At 67.5% G+C, this 14,037-nt stretch carries 9 protein-coding genes; 1 reads left to right on the plus strand and 8 read right to left on the minus strand.

Annotated elements, in window-relative coordinates:
• Window positions 1-7: 7 nt before the first annotated feature.
• The 8 genes from ABTX62_RS33835 to ABTX62_RS33875 form a co-directional block, all read right to left on the minus strand.
• Window positions 8-1,495, minus strand: a complete 1,488-nt coding sequence (locus ABTX62_RS33835) for a family 43 glycosylhydrolase (protein ID WP_352119758.1) — start codon at window positions 1,493-1,495, stop codon at window positions 8-10.
• Between the two features lie 51 nt (window positions 1,496-1,546).
• Entirely contained in the window at window positions 1,547-3,067 is a 1,521-nt protein-coding gene (locus tag ABTX62_RS33840) for an RICIN domain-containing protein (RefSeq protein WP_352119759.1), read from the minus strand.
• A complete protein-coding gene (locus tag ABTX62_RS33845; protein WP_352119760.1) occupies window positions 3,064-4,548 on the minus strand; it encodes a GDSL-type esterase/lipase family protein in 1,485 nt (494 codons plus the stop codon). The genes ABTX62_RS33840 and ABTX62_RS33845 overlap by 4 nt, the downstream gene beginning before the upstream one ends.
• 61 nt (window positions 4,549-4,609) lie before the next feature.
• Window positions 4,610-5,926 (minus strand): RICIN domain-containing protein, encoded by a 1,317-nt coding sequence (locus ABTX62_RS33850; RefSeq protein ID WP_352119761.1) that lies wholly within the window; start codon window positions 5,924-5,926, stop codon window positions 4,610-4,612.
• 33 nt (window positions 5,927-5,959) lie between these two features.
• On the minus strand, window positions 5,960-7,876 hold the full coding sequence (locus ABTX62_RS33855) for a glycosyl hydrolase 53 family protein (RefSeq protein ID WP_352119762.1): 1,917 nt from the start codon (window positions 7,874-7,876) through the stop codon (window positions 5,960-5,962).
• 91 nt (window positions 7,877-7,967) lie between these two features.
• Window positions 7,968-9,995 carry a family 43 glycosylhydrolase gene (locus ABTX62_RS38050; protein WP_502998062.1) on the minus strand — a complete coding sequence of 676 codons (2,028 nt, stop codon included), beginning with the start codon at window positions 9,993-9,995 and terminating at the stop codon, window positions 7,968-7,970.
• Between the two features lie 187 nt (window positions 9,996-10,182).
• The gene (locus tag ABTX62_RS33870; protein WP_352119763.1) at window positions 10,183-11,577 is read right to left on the minus strand and encodes a right-handed parallel beta-helix repeat-containing protein; all 1,395 of its coding nucleotides are present in this window, start codon (window positions 11,575-11,577) and stop codon (window positions 10,183-10,185) included.
• Window positions 11,578-12,068: 491 nt separating this feature from the next.
• The gene (locus ABTX62_RS33875; protein ID WP_352119764.1) at window positions 12,069-13,283 is read right to left on the minus strand and encodes a TolB-like translocation protein; all 1,215 of its coding nucleotides are present in this window, start codon (window positions 13,281-13,283) and stop codon (window positions 12,069-12,071) included.
• A gap of 76 nt (window positions 13,284-13,359) precedes the next feature.
• On the opposite strand from ABTX62_RS33875, the gene ABTX62_RS33880 reads away from it, so the two are divergent.
• A complete protein-coding gene (locus ABTX62_RS33880; protein WP_352119765.1) occupies window positions 13,360-13,947 on the plus strand; it encodes a TetR/AcrR family transcriptional regulator in 588 nt (195 codons plus the stop codon).
• Window positions 13,948-14,037 lie beyond the last annotated feature (90 nt).

Below are 14,037 nucleotides of genomic sequence, written 5' to 3' on the forward strand. Positions count from 1 at the left end.
TCCTTCCTCAGACGGGTTGCAGCTGCCACTGCTGGCAGTTGTTGTTGAGCCAGCGCCACTGGCGTACCGCGGATCCGTCGACGGTGCCGCAGCCGGGCACGTCGGCGACCTTGCCGCTGTTGACGTTGGTCAGCCGCACCCAGCCGCCCTGATCGGTGACGGGCATGCGATATTTCTGGCAGTTGTTGTTCAGCCACGACCACTGCTGGATGTTGGTGCCGTCGGCGGTGCCGCAGGCGTCGACGTCGAGCGCCTTGCCGCTGCGGACGTTGACCAGCCGGCTGGTGTCATCGCCCAGATCCTCGATGCGCCACTGCTGGTTGGTGCCGCCGGTGCAGGTCCACTGGATGACGTCCGCGCCGTCGGCGCCGGAGGCGCCGGACACGTCAAGGCATTTGCCGCTGTGGCGGTTGACGATCCGGTACGCGGACGGCGTGGCCGCGGTCTCGCCGGCCGGACCGGCGAGTGTCACGCCGGTTGCCGCCGGAGTCCCGAGGTTCGGCGTCCCGTTCGCGTTCCAGGTGAACTTCTGCGCCCGGGTGGTCCGCGCGTTGCCGCAGCCGCCGTTGGAGGCCGAGTTCGCGTGGTAGACGATCCAGTTCTCGGTGCCGTCCGGGGAGGTGAAGAAGCCGTTGTGACCGGGCCCGTAGGCCCTGTTGGCGTCATTGCGCTGAAAAACCGGACCGGCTGCCTTGGTCCAGGACGAGGCGGACAGCGGGTCGCCGCCGTTGTAGGTGAGCAGGCCCAGCTTGTAGTCGGCGGTCTGGCACGAGCTCGCCGAGAAGGTGACGAAGGTCTGGCCGTTGCGCTGCAGCGCCACCGGGGCTTCGTTGACCGGCGCGCCGGACCGCTCCCACGAGTTGGTCGGCTGCGAGATGACGCTGAACGTGCTGCCGGCGAGGGTGTACGGGTTGCTCATCGGCGCGATCACCAGGCTCTGCGCACTGCCGCCCACGAACCCGCTGCCGAGCAGGTAGAGCGAGCCGCCCAGCCGCAGCACGCTGGCGTCGATGAGCCAGCCACCCGGGTTGAGATTGGAGCCGGCGAGCTTGTTCTTGTACGTGTACGGGCCCATCGGGTCGGCGCCGGCGCTCTCCAGCACATGGGTGCGCTGGCTGTCGCAGCAGGCGGCGCCGACCTGGCCGGCGGAGTAGTACAGGTACCACCGGCCGTCGATGAAGTGGATCTCAGGGGCCCAGAAGTTGGTCCCGCGCGAGGACGTGCTGTCCTCCCAGACCTGCACGCTGGGCGCGGTGGCGAGCCCGGCCAGCGTCGGCGACTTGCGCATCAGCAACTTGTTGGTGAACGTCGTCGTGATCAGGTAGTAGTTGCCGTTGTAGTACTCGAGCCAGGGATCGGCCCCCTTCTGAGCCTTGATCGGATTGGTGTACGGGCGGCCCGGTGCGGCGGAGGCCGGCTGCGCGATGCCGACAGACAGCGCCGTGCACAGCGCCATCAGCACGGCAAGGAGGACGCGGTAGCGAGTACCGGACATGTCGGAGCCCTTTCGACAGTGATCGTTTCGGTCGCTCCGCGACGGGGCGGCTCAGCCCCAGCGCTGCAGCAGCCGGTCGTACTCGGCCTGGGTGACGGGGAGGACGGTGCCGTGGCGCGGCCGGCCGGGCAGGGAGTAGCCGGAGACGGGCGTCCATTGCCGGGCGTTCAGGTCGGTGGTCGTGAACGGGACGTAGCCCCGCCCGCCGTACTCGTCGATGAACATGTACCAGCGCTCGTCGGTATTCGATTTGAAGACCAACGGGCCCTCGCCCTGGCTGATCGCGTTGTTCCCGAGGCATTCGGCGACGAACGAGTAGGTGCGGTTGAGGATGGTCGCCGACTTCTCCGCGAGGATGAACTTGCCGCACGCGGTCTGCGACGCGCTCCGCTCGTCCTTCGTGAAGCGGTAGTACGTGCTGTCGTGCTTGATCAGCGTCGAGTCGATCGTCGAGTAGCCCTTGTCGACCCAGACCTGTGGGGCGCTGAAGGTCCGGAAGTCGGATGTGGTGGCGTACATCATTCGGTTGTAGCTGCTGCCGGTGTGGTTCGGATCGCCGGCCGAGTACAGCTTCGACGCCCAGAAGACGACGTACTTGCCGAGTTCTTCGTCGTAGTACGCCTCCGGGGCCCACGTATTGCCGGCCGTGTCCGGTGAGACGCGTGCCAGGCGTGGCGCGCTCCAGTTCACCAGGTCGGTCGACTCCCGGACCACGATGGACTTGCTGCCCGTCCGCTGGACCTGGTCCCAGTTGCCGTTGCCGTACATCCGCAGGTCGGTGGCGATCTGGTAGAACTTGTCGCCCTCCGGTGAGCGGATGATGAACGGGTCGCGCACGCCGCGGGTGCCTACGGTCGAGGTCAGCACGGGCCGTCCGTCGTTCAGCTGCCGCCACCGGGTCGGGTCATTGCCCTGGCTGAGCGCGAAGTAGACCTGCTCGCCGGCGGAGGTGTTCTCGCCGGTGAAGTAGGTGAACAGATAGCCGGCGTACTTCGGGACCGGTGCCGCGTCGACGCGGACCAGTTGCCACTGCTGGTTGGCGGCGCCCGTGTCGGTGTACTGGGAGATCCGCGCGCCGTCGGCGGTGGAGCGCTCCCAGACGTCCAGCGCCTTGCCGCTGTTGCGGTTGATGAGTTTGACGTATCCGCTGTCGGTGTCCACGACGCGGAATTGCTGGTTGGTGCCGCCGGTGTCGGTCCATTGGATGACGTTCGCGCCGTTCGCCGTGGACGCCGAGGAGATGTCCACCACCTTGCCGCTGTGCCGGGCCCGGAGCTTGTGGTAGCCGCTGCCGGAGTCGACGAACTGGAACTGCTGGGCGGCCCGGTCGGCGCGGGTCTGCTGCTGGACGGCGGCGCCGTCGGCGGTCGACTGGTCGGCGATGCCGATTGCTTTGCCGCTGTGCCGCGCCACGAGCTGGTAGTACGCGCCCGGATCGATCACGGCCGCATTCGCCGACGGTCCCACGATCGCCGCGAGGCAGCTGGCGATCAGTGCGCCGACGAGGACGAATATCGTGCGGCGGCGTAACGGACGTCTCGGTGCGGCCGGTGCGTGGAAAGGCTGTCTCATGGAACCCTCCTGGGTTGCAGATAGCTGACCAGGGACAGGTTGTGTGCGCGGACTCCCTCGACGACCAGGTCCGCCATCCTTCCGGCGCCGTACTCGGAGAAGTGGGTGTTGTCCTTGTATCCGTCCTCCTGTTCGCGCAGGTAGAGCCTGGCGGAGTCGTTCGGGCCCATCGACTCCACCAGCGCTTTGCTCTTGGCGGTCAGGTCGATGACCGGCACGTTGAGCGCGGAGCCGAGCCTGCGCATCTCGGCCGGCAGGTCGACGCCCACGCCGTTGACATGGAGCGCGGTGGGAGTGAGCCGGCCGCCGTTGAGCTGCCGCCGTACCGGTGGTGTGACGAGAACGGGGTCGCCGCCCTTTTCCCGCACCTGGTTGATCATGGAGGTGAGATTGCTGCGGAACACCGATGCCGACGTGGACTTGTCGTTGTGCCCGAACTGGATGAGTACCAGGTCGCCCCTCTTGATCAGCGGCTTCATAGTGGGGAACAGCGCAGAGTTGCGCAGGAAGCTCCCCGAACTCTCGCCGGAGTCCCCGTAGTTGGCGATCGCCGCGCCCGCCGTCAGATGCGTGGGCAGGATCTGCCCCCAGCCGGTCCACGGCGCGAGCATCTGGTCACATGTCGTGGAGTCCCCCGCCAGGTACACCACCAGGGGGTTGGTCGCCGGCTGCACCGTCAGGCCGGACAGCTGCGGCGCCTTTCCGGCAAAGGTGATGTCCAGTCCGGGCCTGCCCGTCCCGCCTTGGCCCGTCGGCTGGCCCTCCGGCTGCCGGACGTTGATGGTGAAGGTGTGCTGCTTGATCGTGCCGGCCGCGGTGTCGACCGCGGGCAGGACGCGGCGGCGGGCCTCCACCGACATCGAGGTGTTGCCCGCCGCGGCGCGGTCGCCGATCCATGCGGTGACGGTGTGGTTGCCGGGAGCGACGTCGAAGTGGCAGACGATGGGCGCGCCGCCGGAGCACTGCGGCGGCCGGCCGGGCGGCTCGGGCGATGTGCCGGCCTCGACGTCGAGGTAATCCACATTGGGCAGACCGACGGCGCTGGTCGGACTGAGCCGGATCGTGTTGCTGCCTGGCTTCAGCCGCACGGCCGAGGTTTTCGTGGTCCACCTGTTCCATCCGCCGGTGGGCTCGAATGACGTCGACAGCACGGTGACACCGTTCACCATCACGGCGGCGGGGCGTGCCGTGGTGGAGCCGTTGGCGTATCGGATCGCCAGCGTCGCCGTACCTTCCTCAGTCGCGCTCACCGTGAACTGCGCGGCCGCGCCGACCTCGCTGGCGCCGTTGCAGAATCCGGTGCCGGAGTAGCCGTCGTAATTCGACTCGATGAGCCCATCGCATGTGGCCGGCGCGGTTTCCGCCTCGTACCGGGGGGCCGCGGCGGACGCCACCGCGGGGCTGACTATGTGGCCGGCGCCGGCCAGTATTGCGGCAAGTACGGCAGTGAGCAGCGCTCCGCGCCGTCTGGCTAAAAGCATGATGACCTCCAGAAGCGTGGAGTGGGGCGGTGCCGGATCATCGGCCCCGCCCCACCACACGTCAGACGCGGCGACGGGCGAAGCGCTGGTTGGCGTTGCCGGAGTAGGTGTACTGGGTGATGCGGGCGCTGTTGGCGGTGGAGTACTCCCAGACGTCCATGGCCAGGCCGGACTGCCGGTTGACGAGGCTGATCACGTCACCGCCGTGGTCGACGACGCGCCACTGCTGGCTGGTGGCGCCGGAGTCGGTCTGCTGAACGATGTCCGCGCCGGTCGTGGTGCCCGCGGGCTGGAGGAACAGGCCACTGTGCCGGGCCTTGACGCGGACGTGGCCGTCGCCGGCGTCGACGAACTCGAACTGCTGGTTGGGGCGGCTGTTGGCGGTGTACTGGACGAGCCGGGCGCCGACGGCGGTGGAGGCCTCGTAGAGGTCGGCGGCCTTGCCGCTGTGCTGGGCCACCAGGGTGTAGGCGGCCGGGCCGCCGGGGGTGTCGCCGCCCAGCTGGGCTTCCCACCTGGTGTTGGATCCGGCCGCGTCGGCAGGGAGGCGGTCCCGTGCGGCGGTGTCGCCGTACATGGTCCAGCGGGCCCAGTCGACGACGGTCCTGGGGAAGCGCTGGTCGCTCCAGAAGCTGGTGTGGCTGCCGCCGACGAAGGTGAGGAACGCCTTGGGCCAGGTGATCTCCGAGTACGCCTGCCGGGCCGAGGAGTACTGCGTGGTCGAGTCCCGGTCGCCGTGCACGAACAGGACCTTGGCGTTGACGGAGGAGGACGGGTTGCCCATGTCCACGCAGGACTGGGGGTTGGCGGAGATGATCCGGCTGTCGGGCCAGGAGGTCAGCAGACCGTGGGTGACCATGCCGCCCAGGGAGTGGCCCGCGACGCCGACGCCGATGCCGGTGTTGATGTGCCCGGCCAGCGGTCCGCTCGCGTTGAGCGCGAGGGTGTTGGTGAGGATCTGCGAGACGTCCTTGGAGGTGTTGCCGTTGTTGACGTCGCTGAGGTTGTGGTTGAAGTGCGGGGCGGGGACGATGAAGCCCGCGGAGGCCAGGGCCCGGATGATGAACAGGGAGTTCTGCGGGCTGCTTCCGTAGCCGTGGGTCATGTTGTAGACGGGGAAGACACCGCCTGCGACCGGGGCGTCCGTCACCGGGTTGCCGCCCGGGGTGCCGGTGGCGGGGTAGTAGACGTAGGTGGTGCACGGGCGGTTGCCGCGGGTCCAGTTGTACCGGCGCACGCCGACCGCGAACGGCGTGGTCGGCGCGGTGTCCAGCGGCCCGGCGGCGGCCGGGGCCTGGCCTGTCCCCATCAGGGACAGGCCCACGCCTGTCGTTCCGGCCGCGCTCAACCTGAGGAATGTCCGTCGTTGCATGGTCATGGATGGCTCCTTGGGTACGGGGAGAGGGGGCACTCAAAACCTGTTCGCCGCTTTGGGGACGACGTCGACGACCGTCGTGACCGGTCCCTTGCCGGTCATCCCGGTGGCTGTCACCTCACCCGGCTTGTCGATCGCGCCGGGCGGCAGCGGTTTCCAGCGGACGGGGATTCTGGTCATCGTGTTGGTGGCGGTGGTGAGCAGGTGGACGGAGGAGGGCAGCTTCGGGGCGGCTCCCACCGTGGTGGCGGTGTAGATGGTGTCCTGGAGGATGTGCTTGGCGCGGCTGGCGTTGAAGACGTTGATGGACGCGTGCGGCTCCCACGTGTTCGCCAGCCCGGGCACGGCCCGGAACATGGGCTGGTAGCCGGCCGGCTCCCACACCAGGACCCCTGAACCTCGGTTGTCGACCACGTCGTTGGCGGCCTGGAACACCCTCCGGATCGCGTCCGCCTGCCCCTGAATGGTGCGTGGGTACGGCGAGTTGGGCAACGGCGAGCCTTCGCCGCCCGACGCGGGGTAGGCGGTTTCGGCGACGTCGACTTCGTAGTCGGGGTAGGTGGTGGCGATGGTGTTGAGGTTGAGATCCAGCGCCTCGGGCGTGCCATGCCACTCCGGGTAGTACGAGATGGCCAGCACATCGGGGTTCTGGCCTTTTGCCTTCACCCGGGTGAGGAACTGGTGCCAGAACTCCATGGTTTTGGCGAGCCGGTCCTTGCCGACGATCACGTGGATCTCGACCTTGGATTTCGGTGACGCGTCGCGGACGGCCTTGATCCCGGACGCGGCCAGGGTGGTGAAGCGGTCCCACGACTCGTCGTAGAGCTTCCGCTCCGCCGGGTCCGTTGACTTCCAGTAGTTCCACAGCAGGCCACCGCCGGGTTTCGACTGGTAGACATCGGCCTGGTCGACGAAATACGGCGGATTCGTGGTTCCGATGTGGGCCGCCTCGCTGCCGTACATGAAGCCATTGATGATCTCGTTGCCGACGGCCACCTTCTCCGGCGTGGTGCCCTGCCGGATCAACCGCTTCAGATAGTCGGCGGTGAAGTCGTACACGGCACGGGACAGGTCCGCGAACTCCAGCTCGGCCCAGCGGCGTGGTTTCGGCTGCTTGCTCGGGTCGGCCCATGAGTCCGCGTAGTGGAAGTCGATGCCCAGGCCCATGTCCCGCTGCTTGATCCACTTGGCTGAGGTCAGTGAGCGCTCCGGACCCTGGCGCGGCACCGGCGTCGGTTGACCGGTGCTCTCGCTGCGCGGCTCGTTGAAGATCCGCAGCCGGGCGTACTGCATGCCACGGTCCTTGGCCACGTCGAGCAGGTGTGGGCCGGCGCCGCGATCCTCGGCCAGGGGATCGACCCAGTACTGCCGGTCCTGGACGTCGTCCACCCAGGACAGATCGGCACCGAGGGTGAGGTTGTCGCGCAGGTAGTTGAAGACCTGGAGCTCGCTGACCCCGGCCCGGGCACTCCCCTGCCCACCGGTGAACATCAGCCGGACGAAGCGCGTTCCCGGCCGGGTGAACAGGTGCACTTCCCCGCGCACCACGGCTCGGTCACGGGACCGGTCGGCGATGGTCTTCCACCGGCGGCCGTCGGATGAAGCCTCGACGACGTACTGATGCGCTACGCCACGATCCGGGAAGAGCACCTTGACCTTGCGCAGGTTGTCGTACGTTCCACCGAGGTCGACGGTGAGCCACTGCCGGGCGCCGGCACGACCGGGTTGCCAGGACGTCGTCGGGTCGCCGTCGATGGCCAGCCCGGCGGTCGGCGAGCCGTTGCCGGCCGTTGCCGAGGCCCAGGGTTTGGCGGCGATGTTGCTTTCGATCGGCTTGATGTCCGCGGTGCCGAAGGTCGCGTGGGCCGGCGCGGGCACCATGAGCAATGTCGCGGACCCCACGGTGGCCAACGTCATGCCCGCGACGACGCGGGCCGGACGCTTGCTGCTCATTGCTTCTCCTGACGATGTGGCGGTGTCGTGGGACTCAAGGACGCGACCCTGCACGCTCTGCCGGTCGAAGCGACCGGCAGAGCGTGGGATGTCAGCGAGTCGCGGCACCGACATCGAGGTAGTCGACGTTGGGCAGTCCGGCTGCCGTCGTCGGATCCAACCGGATGGTGTTGCTGCCGGCGTTCAGCGGAACGGTCACCGTCTTGGTGGACCACGTCGTCCACGCGCCGGTGGACTCGAACGAAACGGTCCCCACTGTGGAGCCGTTGACGACCAGGTTCGCCGGCCTCGCACCGGTACTGCCGGCATTGGCGAACCGGATCCCCAGCGTGGCCGTACCAGCGGCCTGTGAGTTCACCGTGAACTGAGCGAAGGCCCCCGCGGCGGCATTGCCGTTGCAGAACCCGCCACCGGAATAGCCCGCTTGGTTCGAGTCGATCGTGCCCTGGCACTGAGCCGGTGCGGTCTCCGCCTCGTATCGCTGTCCCGATGGCGCGTCGGCAGAGGTCTTGACGAGTGAGAGCTGGTCGACGGTGACGCCGCCCGAACCCGACGCCCGCACGGTGACGGTGGCGGCCCCGCCGGGCAGCCCTATGCCGGTGAGTTCGCGCTTGGCCCAGCCGCTCGACGAGGGGATGCCGAGGGTGCGTTGGCTGCCGTTGGCGCCGGTGATCACGACCTGTCCGGCGCTGCCCCGGGCGTGCAGGGACAGGGTGTAGGTGCCTGCGGGCACCGACTCGACCCGCTGCTCGACGCCGCCGCTGTTGCTCACCTGGAGGGCGAAGCGAGAGCCGTTCACACCACCGTTGACGTTGGTCACCGAACCGCCGAGGTTCCGCCATCCCCGTACGCTGGAGACGATGACGCGGTCGGCCTGGATGTCGGGGTTGAGGATGTAGTTGTTCGCCGGCCCGACACGCCACTCTCCGGTCGTGACGTTGAACTGCCACTGGCTCACCGAGTGGAACTGCGGCCTGGCGCCGGTCTTGGTGATCGGCACCCACTGGTTGTACCCGATGCCGTTCCAGGCGAAGTCGGCCCAGCGGTCGCCCGCGTAGATCACCGTGTTCTGCTTGGTGCCCTTGACCGTCACGAAGAACCCGGTCTGGGTCACGTGACTGTAGTCCATCTCGGTGCCGGCGAGGACGTACTCGCTGCTGTACGAGCCCTGAACGTTGCCGCTGGTCGACTCATTGACGTAGTTGACCGAGGTGTTCCAGCCGTGCAGGTCCGACGCCGCGTGGTAGTACTTGCCGTCGAGCTTGAACATGGCGTTGCCCTCGCGACCGGCGCCGCGGCGGATCTCCACGCCTGGCTCGATCCGCAGCGAGTCGGACTCCCGGAACTTGGCCACGAAGCCGCGTGAACGTCCTTCGCGGTTGGAGAAGATCAGGTAGTCCTTGCCGTTGTCGTCGGTGAAGACGGTCTGATCCCCGGTGCCGGTCGTGGGCGAGTTGGTGATCTGGGTCTGGAAGTAGCCGTAGTCGAAGGTGTCGGTCGGCGAGTCGCCCTGCAGCAGCAGGACACCGTGCCCGCCCCTGCCCGTGTGCCACATCTGCGTGGCGAGCACGTACTTGCCGGTGTTCTCGTTGTACGAGACACCGAGCCGCCCGACCCAGCCCGCACCACCCAGGTTGGCGCCGCTGCCCACGCCGGTGGAGCGCGTCGCGACCCGGTTCTCGAACTTCCAGTTCACCAGGTCCTTCGACGAGTACACGGGGATCGAGACGAAGCTGACGTTGCCGTCGTACTTCCTCGTCGGATTGGCCCGGTAGAGCTCGGCACCGGTGTAGTGCACGCCGTACCAGTAGTACGTGTCGCCGAACCTGAAGACCCCACCGCCCTGCGAATAGATGGGGTTGCCACTGGTGTCGTTCCAGAAGGTGTTGTTCGTGATGGTCTGGAACGTGCCCTCGTCAGCGGCCTTCAAATCGGCGGCGGCGGTCATCAGCGCCGTCTTCGCGGCGGCGACTTCCGACGTGCCGGCAGATGTGTCGTCGGCTACCGCGTCCGCGGTCCGCAACGCCTTGGCGAAGGGCTTCCAGGAGTCAGCTGTGTACTTCGACGGAGTCCGGGTCTGGTACTCGGACACGATGTGCTTCAGGCCGCGCTCCTTCACCGGTGCGGCAGCGGCACGCCGGTCCTGGGCCTCCTTTTCCGGCGCCTGCGCCGTCAGTCTTTCCTTTACCGGTGCCTCCGCCGCAGCGGTACTCGCCGACACCGGGACCGCGAGCGCCATGGATAACACCGCGGCGGCGGCCCACTTCCAGTACTTCGAGACAGCACGCGATCTGTGCCTCAAGATGTCACCTTCCATCATTCTCAAAGGCGCCGAGATCCGGCGCACTTCCGCTGAAGGGCAGTCCCACATTGGTGCCCCTGTCGATCAGGGCACTGTTCGCCGCGGGACGGAGGTGGGGCAGCAGCGGCAGGCTCCCGTCGGTCTGGCGGGGCGCGTCCCAGCCGGACGTCGACACGCTCCGGAACTGGGAGTCCGACAAGGGGATGCCGAGATTCCAGGAGTTGTACGCGGCGTTCGTGCCGTCCATGTACGACGTCGGCGTTCCGGTGTACGCGATGTTGTTGCGCAGGTTGCCCCGGCCGACGGCGGCGCCGCTCGAGTTGACTCCCCTCATGTTGAAGTTGGGGTGGTTTCCGTAGCCGGTGTTGTTGAAGAAGTCGTTGGCCACCGGGTGGTGGTTGGCGTAGAAGCCGGCCGCCTTGTTGAGGAACGCCACCGAGGAGCGGACGGTGTGCTTCGGCGCGTTCGCCTGGTAGTCGCCCCCGTAGCCGCCGGACTTGAAGCCGGCTCCGTTGCCGGAGGGTGTCGTCGTCCCCGGCACGTACCCGTTGCGCCAGGCCCACGAGTTCTCGATGAGCACGGGCGAGTAGGTGGAGATGAGATCGAACCCGTCATCGGCGTTCCACCACGATCGGCAGCCCCGGAACACGTTCGCGGCCCGGCCGGACGGCGTGTAATGCGCACCGAATCCGTCGGCGTTCTCGCCTGGCCCGTCGTTGCTGCGCGGGTCGTAGTTGTCATGCGCGTCCGAGTTGAGGACGAGGTTGCCGGCCCCGCCGTTGATGAACAGGCCGGTTCCCATGTGGTGGTGGGTGTTGATCTGCTCGAAGACGCCGTTGCTGCCGGAGATCCACATGCCCCAGGACTCGGCGTTCCGGTTGTTGTTCTGGGGAACGCCGGTGACGTCCAGTCCTTTGAGATGGATCCAGCTGCCGGTGACGGAGAAGCCCTTGATGCGGCAGTTGTCCGTCATCCGCGAGAAGTCGAAGACCGGCTTCTCGCCCGGATAGGCCCAGTACCGGATCGGGTTGCCGGAGCTGCCGCTCTTGTTCAGGGTGATCGCGTCGACTCTGGCGGTCTGGCTCGAACAGGCGCTGTTGGCGCGGGTATAGGCGTAGGTGCCGCCCCGGAAGTAGACCGTGTCACCCGCCGTGGCGACAGCCTGCGCACGGGCGATCGACCGCCACGGAGCGGCCTGCGTACCCGCTGCGCTGTCACTCCCGTTCGGAGCGACGTAGTAGGTGTTCCCGGCCGCCGCATCACTCGCGGACGCCGAGCTGGGAACCATCGTGATGGAGCCGGCCGTGACCGCCGAGACCAGGAGGGCACGGGTGACGAACTTCGTGGTTCCCACAGCATGTTGCCTGACCGCCATCGAGATCTTGATGGAACGTTTCATAGATCCTCCCGTGCAAGGACAGGGCAGGTGATCACCGTCGGTCATGATTTCGTCGGCACGGCCCAGCCCGCCGGTGTGGTGAGGGGCGATCTTCGCCGCGGAGTGCGGCGCCGACCGGGAGAGCGATGGGAGTGCTCGGGCATTGGCGCCGTTGTCTAAGACGTGTTGAAACGTTTACTACTGCCGCTGACGTGATCGTGTCAAGCGCTACGGTCATCTTCGTTGTCGGCCCAGGTGATGATCGCGCGGTGATCCGGTCCCAAGTTCCAGCGACCACGCAAACGTTTTAACTCACGCTCCTCGGTGGCGATCGGGGACGCGCTGAGCCCTTGCCCGCTTCCGTGCGACTGTGACCGCGAGGCCGCGGACTCCAACGCACTCAGCAGCCACCGCTACAAGCGATTCAGTGGCGCAGCCCGGGGGTAACCCGCCCGTACAGGAGCCGGCAAGGCCGTCCCGACGGCCGCCGTCGGCCGTCGGGACGAACCAACTCACCTGCGGAGGTCCATCAGGAGGATGCCGTCGCCCTCGCCCTCCGCGCCGCCCTCGATTTTCAGACCGAAGGCCATGCGCGTGCCGTCGGGCGATACCACCGGATTGTTGGCCCCGAAGCCCTTGTAGTGGTTGAACGTAGTCATCCGCTCGAACGTCCCGGAGCCGTCCAGCGAGAGGCGCCAGATGTCGACCATGCCGGGGAACAGGACGAACTCAAGGTCTCGCTCGACCATCATGTAGCGGCCGGCCGGGTCCGTGCCTTCGGCTTCCTCGTAGAACAGCGAGGTCGGCGCGTAGTCCTTGACGGCGCCGGTGCCGAGGTTGACGCCCATGGCCTGTCCGCCTTTGTGGAAGTAGGCGGAGAAGATCAGTTCGTCGTCGAGGTCGGCGTCGCCATCGGGCAGGGACCGGAAGTCCTGAGCCTCGACGGCCGGCGTGACCAGGGATACATCGCGCTTGTCGAGGGCAACCCGCCGGTCGGCGATCTCCGGCATGCCGTTGCGGTAGACGATCCGGCCCGTCAGAATCTTCGACTTGCCGAACAGGGCGTCGACGATCACGTCCGGGCTGGTGAAGTCAATGGTCGACTGGTTCCATGCGATGCGGGTGGAACCAGGTTGCTTGGACACCGCGACGCCCTCCCAGCAACTCTCGCCGAGACGGACCGGGCCGCGTGTACCCAAGGGCCGTTGGAGCACCCATAGTTCGCCGCGGAAGCGGTCACCCTCGGGGTCCTCGGCGCTGCGCTCATCCACCGCACACATGACGATGTCGCCGTTGGTCAGGTGGTGCGCCCGTAGCACTCCCCCGTGGAGCGCGGTCGACCTGGTCAGATTGCGGCTCGCGCCGGTCGCCAGGTCGTGCTCCCAGAGGTCGCCGATCGGAGCGTCGAGGAAGGCGAGGCGCTTGCCATCGGGAGACCAGTCGGCCCGTTGCGGTGCGCCGTCGTTCGGCAGCTGGATGTCCAGCAGCCGGATGTGGTCGGGCAGGTGGTCGACCGGTGAGCCGTCGAGGGTGCCCTTGTTCGGATCGAAGTCCAGCAGCGGCTGCCGGCCTGCGGCAGCGGCCGAGGACGTGTTCTTTTCCGTGGCCCCGACCGGCTGTGCGTGCACCTGAATCAGCAGGCACGCCAGGGTGATTGATCCCGCGAGTATGCGTAAGTGACGGGTAGTCATATTCGGCAGCTTGGCAGTCCGGGGGTGCCGGCGCAAGAATCTTCTTGCATCGCACGAAGAGCCCAGGCCCCGGCCCGAGGGCGGCCCTCCTCTTGTCCTTACAATCGCACCTATGCCAGTGCATACGCGGACGAGGATCCTTGACGCGGCGTGGGATCTGTTCCTGCGGGAGGGATTCGCCGGGACGACGGTGACGCAGATCGAGGCGTCGGCGGGCCTGTCGGCCGGGAGCGGCAGCTTCTATCGGCACTTCCGGTCCAAGGGGGAGGTGCTCCAGGCGGTCGTCGACCGCGAGGTCGACCGCGCCAACGCCGAGCGGCAGACCGGCCCCGAGCCCGAGGAGACCGGAGGCGACGTGCGGGCCGCGCTCGCGGTCGAGTTCGAGCGCCGGCTCGGCAATCTGCGGCGGCTCCACCCGCTCATGGAGCTCGTCGCACGCGAGCGCGACCATCTCGGAGCCTCGGTCGACCATCTCGACGAGCTCTTGGTCGCCCGTAACGTCAGCATCCGTTCGCAGCGGCTGGCCGGCCTGATGGCAGCCGGGGCGATCCCGGCGCGTGACGCGGAGGCCCTCGCGGCGGTCATTACCTTCGCACTCACCGGCTACCACCTGTCGGTCCGATTTTTCGGACACCAGCCCGCCGGGGTCGGCGAGGAAGCCCTGATCACCACGCTGGTCGACCTTGTCGCAGGCACTTAGGGGTCCTTTCACTATGAGCGTCCGATCAGGGCACGTGGTCTGGTGCCGTGCATCGCAAGGCGCCGGGAAGCCCTCGTAGCGGAGCTACTA

The sequence above is a fragment of the Streptomyces sp. NPDC096046 genome (genome assembly GCF_040303285.1).
Classification (GTDB): domain Bacteria; phylum Actinomycetota; class Actinomycetes; order Streptomycetales; family Streptomycetaceae; genus Streptomyces.

What these genes read in the sequence shown, in the direction of transcription:
- ABTX62_RS33870 (WP_352119763.1), bottom strand. Translation starts at nt 11,577, where the DNA reads ATGAAACGTTCCATCAAGATCTCGATGGCGGTCAGGCAACATGCTGTG.
- ABTX62_RS33845 (WP_352119760.1), bottom strand. Translation starts at nt 4,548, where the DNA reads ATGCTTTTAGCCAGACGGCGCGGAGCGCTGCTCACTGCCGTACTTGCC.
- ABTX62_RS33835 (WP_352119758.1), bottom strand. Translation starts at nt 1,495, where the DNA reads ATGTCCGGTACTCGCTACCGCGTCCTCCTTGCCGTGCTGATGGCGCTG.
- ABTX62_RS33880 (WP_352119765.1), top strand. Translation starts at nt 13,360, where the DNA reads ATGCCAGTGCATACGCGGACGAGGATCCTTGACGCGGCGTGGGATCTG.
- ABTX62_RS33840 (WP_352119759.1), bottom strand. Translation starts at nt 3,067, where the DNA reads ATGAGACAGCCTTTCCACGCACCGGCCGCACCGAGACGTCCGTTACGC.
- ABTX62_RS33855 (WP_352119762.1), bottom strand. Translation starts at nt 7,876, where the DNA reads ATGAGCAGCAAGCGTCCGGCCCGCGTCGTCGCGGGCATGACGTTGGCC.
- ABTX62_RS33850 (WP_352119761.1), bottom strand. Translation starts at nt 5,926, where the DNA reads ATGACCATGCAACGACGGACATTCCTCAGGTTGAGCGCGGCCGGAACG.